Here is an 11,201-nt window from a genome sequence, read left to right as displayed (position 1 = left end):
AGCCATTTACCATGTCATATGCTTCTTGTAATCTTGTCTTATCAGCTCTTAAGACTAAGTTTCCAATAGCATTAGTTAAGTTATTTAACGCTTCTGTTACATCACTTTCTAATGCATTTTCATCATTCATGACTTCAGTTGCTGCTTCGATTGCTTCTTGCAATGCTGCCCATGAATCAGTTGTATAGTTTTCTTCTTCATAACCATTTGCTTTTTCTAGTAAGGCTTCTAAGGCACTCTTATCACCTTTTACAAAGTCTAACATATGAATTGCATTAGCCAAACGATAGAAGGCACTATCAACTTTAGTTTGGTCAGCACCAGTATCCACTAAAACATTTGTTGCTTCTTGTAAAGCAGCTTCAAATTCAGCTGCTACAGCTGGTATGACATTATCTAATGCATTTTGAGTTTTTAAAGTATTTGCGGTATCGACAGCTATTTGTAATGCTGTTTTGTTTATTTCTACCTCATCACCATAAACTCTTATTTCCTTAATATGGAACGATTCATTTGCTGAATTATATTTACCGCTTAATTTTAAATAACGAGCTTGTAAACCGTCATCATATGTGTAAGTATCACCCTCATTTGTTCCAATTGTTTGATCTGTTTTATGTTCAATTTGAATCCAATTTTCACCATCATTACTAATATAAAGATCATATAAATAATATCGATTAGCAACATATGGTAAAATATTGATTTCTTTAATTATATAAGATTTCTCCAAATCTATGATGATCCATGGATCATTTGTTTCCCATTCACCACCATCCCAATATGTATCAGGATTTCCATCATTTGCATAAGAAGCATAACCGCCATTTGATCCTGGTGAATTTCTTTCTTCATTTGCCCATGTTTTCTTATCAAGTGCGATATTTCCGACATTTTCAGGGCGTTCAATAATCACTGAACAATCGTTCAATACTTTTTGAGCCACTTCATAGATTTGTTGTGGAGCATCATTTGCTTCTCTTGTATATTCAGGTGTATTCATCACCCATTCCCAATAGAAATGGAAATATTGTGATTGATTTAGTCGATCTACAGGTGTGTTATCAATCAAATATTGTTCTTCTTTATCTAAAAACATTTGCCATCTTGCTTTATATACATCTATCATCATTCCTTGGTAATTACGATATGCATAATCTGGTAGTGCACTTGCACTAGCTGCACCAGCCCAAGTAGTTATTAATGCCTTAGCATTCATTGGTAAAACATTTTTAGAAAAATCATCATCATTTTCAGCCCAGTCTTCTGCTTTTCCGATCCACTCTCCAACTAACTGGTCTACCTGAGTACTTTCTACTGCATCACATATATCAAAAGCATTTAAAAACTTTTCTTTTTCAATCCTAAATTTTTCTAAGTCTTTTTCATTAAATGCTGCAATAACATTATTGTACTGAGCAACTGCATAATTATTTACACATTGCCTCATTATTTCTGTCAAATCATACAAATATGCTTCACTTGAACTTAAAATATCAAAATCTTCTAATAAAAGCATTAAAGCCCGCTCAAGTTTTTCAGTATTATAACCAACAGATTGTGTGCCTACATTTTCTGGTAATCGTGCCAATGTATATGTAGTATTCCCACTTCTTCGATATACTGATTCTTCTAATAGATCCCAGGCTTTTCTAGCACTTGGACTTTCACTACCGTATCGTCTAACTACATAATCGTCTAACCAGCTATCAATATCAATTGGTTCGCTTTCCCAAGCCATATCCCAAATTAAATCATAAATAACTGGATTATCATATTGGGCTTCAGCAATAATACCAATTCCTTTCATATGCTCTGCCTGTTTATAAGCATTTGGAATATCTTTGGCCATTTTAGCTAGCTGTCCATCCATAGATGGATTACCGCCATAATTTTCTAACATACACCATACCCAGTCTGTACCATTAAATTCTGGGGCATCTAACTTGGTACTGCCATAACTTGTTTTATCCCATTTAGGTGCTTCTAATCCTGTCAAATCAAGAATCATCACATGATCTTGACGATATTCACCCATTCCATTTAATAAATCATTTGTTGGATTACTCCACCAGGCTTGTACCATCCATACTGCATCTTTATCATATTCCAACAATGAGTCAAGTACTTCTGAAGCAATCGTTGTATCAGATAAATCACTTGGACGAATACCACCTTCATGGAATGGATCAGCAGCATAATAATTACTAGTTTCACCAAAAGCCCATTCTTGTGCTTTGTAGAAAGTTGCAGCATATTCATCATAAAGCGCACCATCAGTACGAATCATATCAGGACGATTTAAGCCACACCAGCCTCCTTGTTTCAAAATTTCAACATCTGGCTGATGATTTGCAAAATCTGTAGGTATCATTCCTGCATATCCCTGCAAAACAGTATCGATTCCTAAAGAACGTTTCCAGCGCTGATTTTCTCGAGCCATCTCTAATCGTCCCTTTACCCAGCGATCGGATACTGGACCACCAAATATCTCAAGATTATCCATAAACTGCCAAGCATAATAAGAAGGTCCTGCTAACCAGTCTTTTGCTTCGTCAAAAGAATAATTATAATTCATTAAAAAGTTGATCCATACAGCTTCTTGACCAGCTAGATCAAGTACCACATTAACACCATTTAACGCTAACCAGTCATATTCTTTTTGAAAGTCTTCTGCTCCAAAAAATGCAAATGTATAATCCATTGTGCAATAATTAAATGCATAACGAACTTTATAAGGTGTTGTTCTTCGCGTTGGTATGACCGCTACAATTGATTCAGGCATCTTATTTTGAATCGTTTGCTCAGAAACATTTATATTACAATAATTTTTATAATAATAATTTAACCCTGCTGAAAGCATTACACCTTCATTACCACTTATATGAACTTTACCATCTTTCATCGTTAATTCATAAAAATCATCTTCATTTTCTAAATTATCTACTAATTCAAAACTAAACCAGTCCCGATATTGGCTACCCACTGTACGATCTATGATACCATATACATTTTCAATCGTTTCATCTTCAGTAATCAATGCCGCGTATTCTGTTTCATTAAATGGTTTAATTTCTAAAATATCCTCAATTGATCCTGTTCGCAACTCTCCGGTATTCTCTCCAGTTGGGGTTCCAAAAGCCCTGATTTCACTAACGCGAGCACTACCACCATCATTACAATACTCAAGATATAATCGAATAAAGCGATATGATTTATTTTTTAAACCTTCTATAGTTGATAAATCAATAATATCGCCATCTAATGTTGTTGATGTTTTATCTCTTTTTTGGTAGAGTTCATCAAAAACAGAATAATCATTACTTCCATATATTGTATAGTAATAATACCTATCTTCTTTTACAGGAAAATTAAGAATTAATTTATTTAAATCATATTCTTCCATCAAATCAATATCAATTGCCGCTGGATAAAATTCCCCAACATAATAAGTCGCATCAGAACCATCTGTCACTCTTTCTATTCCCTCATTTGAAACATGACATCTTGCTGGCTTTCCATAAGCAATATTATCTGGATACTTAGTATCAGAAGTAGCTGGTTCTGGTTCTTTATAATCTGGATCAGGATAACCCCAAGCTTCAAATTCTTTCATATGGACAGAAGGATTTGCGGAATTATATGTCATTATAACCTGAATATAACGAATATTTGCTATTTCATTCAACTCATAAGTTTCACCACTACTACTAGCTATGTTATTATTATCCTTTTTAGCTAATAGTTCATAATTTAATCCATCCAAACTACCATAAATTTCATAATGATAGTATCTATTATCACCATAATATGTTAAAGCTTTAAATCTAGAAATAAAGTGTCCTGTTCCTAAATCAATAATAAATTCTGCTGGTGCTGCGCCACCATCCCAAAAAGCACCTGTAGCACCATCTGTTATAACCGCTCCATTAGTGCCATTACTTACTTCAACCGGCTTATTTAATGCAACATTGGAAATTTCATTTTCATGATTTCCTACATTATCTACTGCATATATTTCAATTTCAGAAACAGCAGGCCAAATAGTTGTCCCTTCAAGTCTTTCTGTAATCGTTACTTTGATATCATCTGTTTTTACTGGTATATCAAAAACAAATTCTGTATCATAGGTATTTGTTTTTTCATTTAGATTTAATCCTTCATAAAATTCTATATATTCTTTTGTAATATTATCTAAATAAGAAAGCGTAAAACGAATTTTTTGATTAACATCTCTTTGCTTTTCAAAATAAATTTTAACACTGTTAACATCATAAATTCCATCTAATTTAATACCGGCACTAGCTGGACATGATGAACTAGCAGCAATCCAAAGATTGCTAGTATTCCCGTCATTTAAAAAACTTGCTGGATTATTTTCTGAATCAGCATATGCTGCACCATATTTTGCTACATTTACTAACTCTTCAGCAAAGACATTCGTACCCATTTTTAAACAGCAGCTAAGAGCAAGTAAAAAACTCAAAAAATATAATCCGATACATTTTAATTTAATTCTTATTTTTTTCATAATCTTCTCCTTTCATATCATGTTATCTATCTAAAATGCCAAAAAATAATAATTAAAACCTCCTTCCTGTTTTTTTATTTAGGCATAATAAATCCACGTAATATTACTACTTTAAAACACAAAATTTTTATTATCGATTATAAATTATATATAAAGTCTACTAAAATTTATTATAACAATGTAATTAGTAACTACTACATATAGATATGAAAATATGCTATTGAAATATTATATTTATTATTTTTACAATCATGTATACAACTTAAAATAATTATTATAAATAGTATGATTATCTTTTTCTAATTATAGAATTTTAATTTAATAGTAAATTTGTAATTTATATTTATATTATACCGCAAAATAATAGTAAAATAATACAAATTATAGCAAAATAATACACATGAATTCATACTTGTTTAAACATGAATCTATATTTTATAAAAACTAAATAAATACCAATTTACTAACTCTGTTTTATACAACAGTACAATTATAATTCCCATTACAAGAAATAACCCAAAAGCAATATGCTCGCTTATTTTCACTTTACCTCTAAATAATAGATATCCAGCATATATTCCCCCAATAATAAATGCAATAAAAACAGCAAAAATATTACCTTTCCAGCCTAAAAGCATTCCTGAAACAGTTACTAACTGAATATCTCCAAAGCCAAAACTAGTAGGAATAATTAAATTAATCACAATCATCGGTATGCTTATACATAACATTCCTGCTAAAAGATCACTAGGATTCATTTGCATGATCAACTGATAAACAATTACTAATATAAATAAAAATAAAATTGTGGATAAATAAATATTCATTGTTTGCTGATCAATAACTGCAATTACAACTAGTACCATTATAATAAAAAACACAATTATCATTTCTGCTGTTAATTTTAACTGTTGAAAACATAAAATCAATAATAAGCCTCCTAAACATTCAAATAAAAAATGATTTACAGATATCCGTTCATTGCAATAACGACATCTTCCTTTCAAAAAAAGATAACTAATCAATGGCAATAAATCATACCAATGAAGAGTATGATGACACTTTTCACAAAAACTTCTTCCTTTTAAGATTGAAATATTTTTAGGCAAGCGATAAATCACAGCATTTGCAAAACTAGCTACACAACTTCCTACAATAAATAAATAAAAATAAATTAATTTCAAGACTTTTTTCCTCCCTTTAAAATTATTAACTTATTATTATTTACTCCATAATTTTTTTAATTACTTCTAAATTTCCAATAAAAAATAGTAATTTAAAATATCACATTTTAAATTACTATCATTTACAATAATTTTTCCCATAATCCAAATAAAAATATAAAAATCACGATCAATGGTAAAATCCAGCTAACATAAAATCTAGCTCTTTCAGGAAAGCTTAAACCTTCACCTGCATTAGCTTCAGTTATAAAATTCTTCCATCCCCAACCTGATTTTCGTGTACAAAAGAATAAAAATACTAATGATCCTAGTGGCATAATTACATTAGAAACTAAAAAATCTAATAGATCCAGCACCGCACTTCCAGCTCCTAAAGGCTGAAATCCAGATAAAATACTAAATCCAATGGCACAAGGAATACTACCAATAACGATAATAACAAAATTTAAAATAACACTCTTTTTTCTTGACCATTGAAATAGATCGATCGTAAAAGAAACAATATTTTCAAAAACAGCAATGATTGTTGATAATGCTGCAAAATTCATAAAAACAAAAAATAATGTTCCCCAAATTTGTCCACCATCCATTGCATTAAAAATATTTGGTAATGTAACAAACACTAAACCGGGTCCACTACCAGCATCAACATTAAATGACATACATGCCGGAAATATGATCAATCCTGCCATAACTGCTACAAAAGTATCTAATATCAACACCCTTAAACCTTCACCAGTCAATGAATGTTTCTTATCAATATAACTACCAAAAATAGCCATACCACCCATACCGATACTCAAAGTAAAAAATGCTTGACCCATAGCTCCATAAATAGCATTAAAGATTCCATTTTCTTTTAAAATATTAAAATCTGGGATTAAATAAAACTCAACACCTTTCATAGCATTATCTAAACTTAATGATTTTATTACTAATAAAACCATTACCCCTAGCAATAATCCCATCATTACCTTAGTTACTTTTTCAACACCGCGCTGTAACCCAACAGCACAAATCCCGCAGCCAATAATAACGATCAATATCATCCAAAAAACACTAGCAACAGGATCTGCCTGTAAACTCGTAAAAACATTACCTACTTGATCTGGTGATAAGCCGATAAAATCTCCCTTTAACATTTTTACAAAATAAGCTAGCATCCACCCTGCAATAGTCGTATAAAACATTACTAATAAATAATTTCCAGCCATGGCAACATATGAAAACAAATGCCATTTCTGTCCCTTTTTCTCTAACACGTGAAAACTTTGGGCAATGCTTTTTTGAGATCCCCGACCAACTGAATATTCCATAACAATAATTGGCAGGCCTAAAATAATTAAAAAGAACAAATAAACTAATACGAATGCTCCTCCACCATATTTACCCACCATATATGGAAACCGCCAAATATTTCCTAAACCAATTGCACATCCTGCGGATAATAAAATAAATCCTAAACGTGAAGATAATTTTTCTCTTTTCATCAATTGTCTCCTTCTTAATTGGTAACTTTATTGTAAAGGATATTATTACTACCGTCAATCAATAAGAAAAAAATGTATCAAAATAAGCACATTTTATCTAAATTAACTTTTATTTAAGCAATATCAATAATTCCATTTCATAATAAATTATACTAAATTATTTTTATCAAAATCATGTATTATTGATTACAAAAATTTAAGGATACTAAATCTAAGTATCCTTGCTATACAAAATTTGAGCATTCATCTTAGATCCATTAATTTAAAATTAATAAAAAATATACTTCTTAATCCTTAGTTCTAATGTCATCAATACTATAAATATCTTCAAATAAAATCTTTATATCATTTTCTAAGATAAGTAATCGCTTATAATCATCAATTTTTATAACTTTATTACACTCAGTTATATAAGCACCACCAGTTTTTTTATGATCCTGTTGAAAATAAGTAATAGTTATTTCTGGACGTTCTTCAATATATTCTTTGATATAGTTTAGCTGATTATTAATAATAACTATTTGGCTTTCATCTAAATCTAATTTCTGACCAACAAGTCTAGCAGTTTCTTTTACTGCTTCACTATGTCCTGTTAAAGCTGCAAAAGGTGAAAATTGAGCAGCTCGCTCGTTCATTGTCATTTTTGGATGAATTTTTGATACATGATGAGGAAGATCGATAATATCACTATAATCTTTGTTTTTTATCATGCTTTATGTCCTCCTATTTGCTTATTTCTATCTATAGTTGTTGCATCTTCTTCTAGGTCCATTCCTTTTAAAACACTATTTTTACCAAATTTTTTTTTGATTTTTATAATAGCTTTTTGCAATTGCTGTTCTTCTTCAAGTTTTGCTTTTTCTTTTTCCATTTTTTCTTTGTTAATATCCGAATATGAAAAAATATCTAACTGTTCATGAAATTCTTTATTTTCTATAGATTTACTATCAACAAGATGATTTGCTGAAATATTTATTCTTCTTATAAGTAAACTACTATCAATAATACGATCATACAACTTTAAAACAGCTTCTGTTATTAACTTTGTCGATGAGGTTGGAAACTTTAAATTAGCAGTTCCATGTCCATGTTTAGGTAATTTCCGACCATAACGATCAGTCCCAATTTCACCACGATATGACTTTTTTGTAAGATTTTTAATATCATAACCAACAGTTAAAACAATTTGATCGGTAACCAAATTTTTATCTACTAGATCTAAAGCTAGCAAATCAATCATTTCTTTAACGACGATTCTTGCCCTATCATAAGTATATGGTTCATGTAAGACCTGCCCAGAGCCAATACTTTTATCTTGCGGTTTATAGGCTTTAACATCTTTGATAGTACATGGTTCATAACCCCAAGCATGATCAATTAGTAATTCAGCATTGATACCAAACATTTTATACAATAATTCTTCATTATAATAATCTTTTTCATCACCTAATGAACACCTTGCAATATCTCCCATAGTATATAATTGTTCTTTTTCTAACCTAGCTGCATACCCCTTACCAATTCGCCAAAAATCAGTAATTGGTCGATGATTCCATAATAACTTTCGATAAGACATCTCATCAAGTTCAGCAATTCTTACCCCATCTTTATCAGGCATCGTATGTTTAGCTACAATGTCCATAGCCACTTTGCATAAATACATATTAGTTCCTATACCGGCAGTAGCAGTAATACCCGTTGTTATCAAAACATCTTTGATGATCGTTTTTGCTAATTCATGGGCTGTCATTTTATATGTCTTTAAATAACTTGTTGCATCGATAAAAACTTCATCAATGGAATAAACATGAATATCTTCTGGAGCAATATATTTTAAATAAACATCATAAATTTTGGTACTATACTCAATGTAATATGCCATTCTTGGCACTGCTGCTATAAAGGATACTAAAAGATTAGGATCTTGTTTTAATTTTTCATCATCAAATGATTTAACAGTTAGTTTTCTTTTAACTTTTCTTTGTCTTTGATAATTAACTTCTTTAACTTTTTGAATGACTTCAAAAAGTCTAGCACGCCCTGGAATACCATAAGCTTTTAATGAAGGAGAAACAGCAAGACAAATCGTTTTTTCTGTTCGACTAGCATCAGCGACGACAAGATTTGTTGTTAAAGGATTTAAGTGACGTTCAACACATTCAACCGATGCATAAAATGATTTTAAATCAATTGCAATATAAATACGATCATCCATCATTTATATTCTCCTTCCTTAATATATTTATATTTTAACAATAATCAATAATCTTTTCATTATTAAAAATTACATATTTTTTTACTCAAATCTATATTCTTTAAATATATCATCACGATATACTTTACTGATGATATCTAACAAAATTAGATTTTTTTAATTCCCGATTAATTAAAGAAAACTTATTTTTTATTATCTTTTGTATAGTAATAAGCATAATTAAATTATGTTGCCTGATTTATCATCTTCCTGATCACAATATTTATTAATAAGAGCAACATCATCTTTATTATTTAATTTCATAGCTAAAAAAGAATTTCTATGTCGTTATTAACTAAAAATTCATAATCAAAATCCATTAATATTTTTATTATTACCACAAAATTTTAAAATAAACTCATTAGCTTAAATTCAAATAAAAAGACCTAGAACTTTTTATTGATTAATTCCAGATCTTTTATATTTATTAAAACAAAAATAATTGATTTTTTCGTGAATATACTAAGTTTGATGCATAATTATACCTAATTAGCATTACCCTAAATAAAATACATGATTACATTTTCATTATTATTTCAAGTTTTAATAATATGTAAACAAACTATTTTATCTAACAAGAAATGACATATTCCTACAAACTGGAATTTATACCATTCTTAAAATGGTTTCCTTCCATTAAGCCATCCTTTATTTTTCCAATAATCTGCATCAGTTTTATTCCATCCATTCTTTTGTGTCATTCCAAATATTTTGAAAAATAATTTTGTTTTTAATCCTACTTTTCTATTATTTAAGCTTTTCTTAATTTGATTTGCTTTACTTTTTACTTGTTTTTTTATTTTATCTTTATGTTTATAATCTATGTAATTACCACTCATTTTCATCGTAGTAACACCATAGCTATAAATTTTTGGTATTCCCCAATAAAACAAATTATTCTTTACCAATTTAACTGTATCTTTCACACCAGAACCTCCTGCTGATGTTACAATTAATCCTACTTTATTAAACATACTTTCTTTGGGTCTGTGAACTAACCATAGGTAAGCAAGATGGTCTAATAATGCTTTTAATCCACTAGAGCAAGACATAGCATATACAGGTGTAGCAATTATAATTAAGTCTGCTTTTTCTATTTTCTCAATAATAGGATTTACCAAATTGAAATGCGGGCATTTTTCTTCGCCTTTTAATATGCAATTTGCACAACCATAACAAAATTTTTGAAAATCATTTGGAAGAATTACCTCATCAAATTCATTATTCTTCCCTTTAAATTCATTCAAAAATAAATCCGTTATTGCTCTTGTATTTCCATTGTGAGATGTTCCCATAATTACTAATATTCTCATAATTCTCCACACTCCTAAATTCTAATTTATCACTAAATTATTTTATCCCATTGAATTTAATATTTCTATTCTTTTCCTTATCGCTGTATTCGTTATATCACATTTTTGTATATCATATCCATGCATTGTTTTTTCAGTTTCATATAATGATACATCAACTCCACTATTTAATAATTTATTAGCAAATTCTATTCCCTCATCATGCAAACAATCAAATTCTGCTACTTCAATATATGTAGGTGGAATTTCACTTAAGTCTTGTCTTTCATTAGGAGAAATATATTCCCTATTGCCTAAATAATATGTCCACATTTTTTTATTTAATTTTGCATTCCACATCGGCGTATCAGTATATTTATTCATAGATAATGTCATCATTCTTTTATCTAATACAGGATAAATAAGCATTTGATAATATGGTTTTATTAT

7 protein-coding genes are annotated in these 11,201 nt (G+C 29.6%); all 7 read right to left on the bottom strand.

All coding sequences use genetic code 11. The features are described from left to right. The coding region (locus BR82_RS0113275; RefSeq protein WP_027090583.1) for an alpha-N-acetylglucosaminidase TIM-barrel domain-containing protein at nt 1-4,531 on the bottom strand (4,531 nt) is incomplete at its 3' end. 428 nt (nt 4,532-4,959) lie between these two features. Next, the gene (locus tag BR82_RS0113270) at nt 4,960-5,715 is read right to left on the bottom strand and encodes a prepilin peptidase (protein ID WP_027090582.1); all 756 of its coding nucleotides are present in this window, start codon (nt 5,713-5,715) and stop codon (nt 4,960-4,962) included. A gap of 122 nt (nt 5,716-5,837) precedes the next feature. Beyond that, the gene (locus tag BR82_RS0113265) at nt 5,838-7,205 is read right to left on the bottom strand and encodes a sodium-dependent transporter (RefSeq protein WP_027090581.1); all 1,368 of its coding nucleotides are present in this window, start codon (nt 7,203-7,205) and stop codon (nt 5,838-5,840) included. Between the two features lie 287 nt (nt 7,206-7,492). Beyond that, nucleotides 7,493-7,915: a hypothetical protein gene (locus BR82_RS0113260; RefSeq protein WP_027090580.1), complete on the bottom strand. Its 423-nt coding sequence runs from the start codon at nt 7,913-7,915 to the stop codon at nt 7,493-7,495. Beyond that, nucleotides 7,912-9,423, bottom strand: a complete 1,512-nt coding sequence (locus BR82_RS0113255; protein ID WP_027090579.1) for a Y-family DNA polymerase — start codon at nt 9,421-9,423, stop codon at nt 7,912-7,914. The genes BR82_RS0113260 and BR82_RS0113255 overlap by 4 nt, the downstream gene beginning before the upstream one ends. 653 nt (nt 9,424-10,076) lie before the next feature. Beyond that, the gene (locus tag BR82_RS0113250) at nt 10,077-10,772 is read right to left on the bottom strand and encodes a flavodoxin family protein (protein WP_027090578.1); all 696 of its coding nucleotides are present in this window, start codon (nt 10,770-10,772) and stop codon (nt 10,077-10,079) included. Nucleotides 10,773-10,814: 42 nt separating this feature from the next. Beyond that, nucleotides 10,815-11,201 (bottom strand): alpha/beta hydrolase fold domain-containing protein (locus BR82_RS0113245; RefSeq protein WP_027090577.1); only part of this gene is annotated, 387 nt, incomplete at its 5' end.

The organism is Thomasclavelia saccharogumia DSM 17460 (assembly GCF_000686665.1).
Classification (GTDB): Bacteria; Bacillota_I; Bacilli_A; order Erysipelotrichales; family Coprobacillaceae; genus Thomasclavelia; species Thomasclavelia saccharogumia.
The sequence above is the reverse complement of the archived record's forward strand: the minus strand, read 5'-3'. Positions and strand labels throughout refer to the sequence as shown.

Coding starts and splice junctions, on each gene's coding strand:
- BR82_RS0113265 (WP_027090581.1), bottom strand. CDS start 7,205: ATGAAAAGAGAAAAATTATCTTCACGTTTAGGATTTATTTTATTATCC.
- BR82_RS0113260 (WP_027090580.1), bottom strand. CDS start 7,915: ATGATAAAAAACAAAGATTATAGTGATATTATCGATCTTCCTCATCAT.
- BR82_RS0113255 (WP_027090579.1), bottom strand. CDS start 9,423: ATGATGGATGATCGTATTTATATTGCAATTGATTTAAAATCATTTTAT.
- BR82_RS0113250 (WP_027090578.1), bottom strand. CDS start 10,772: ATGAGAATATTAGTAATTATGGGAACATCTCACAATGGAAATACAAGA.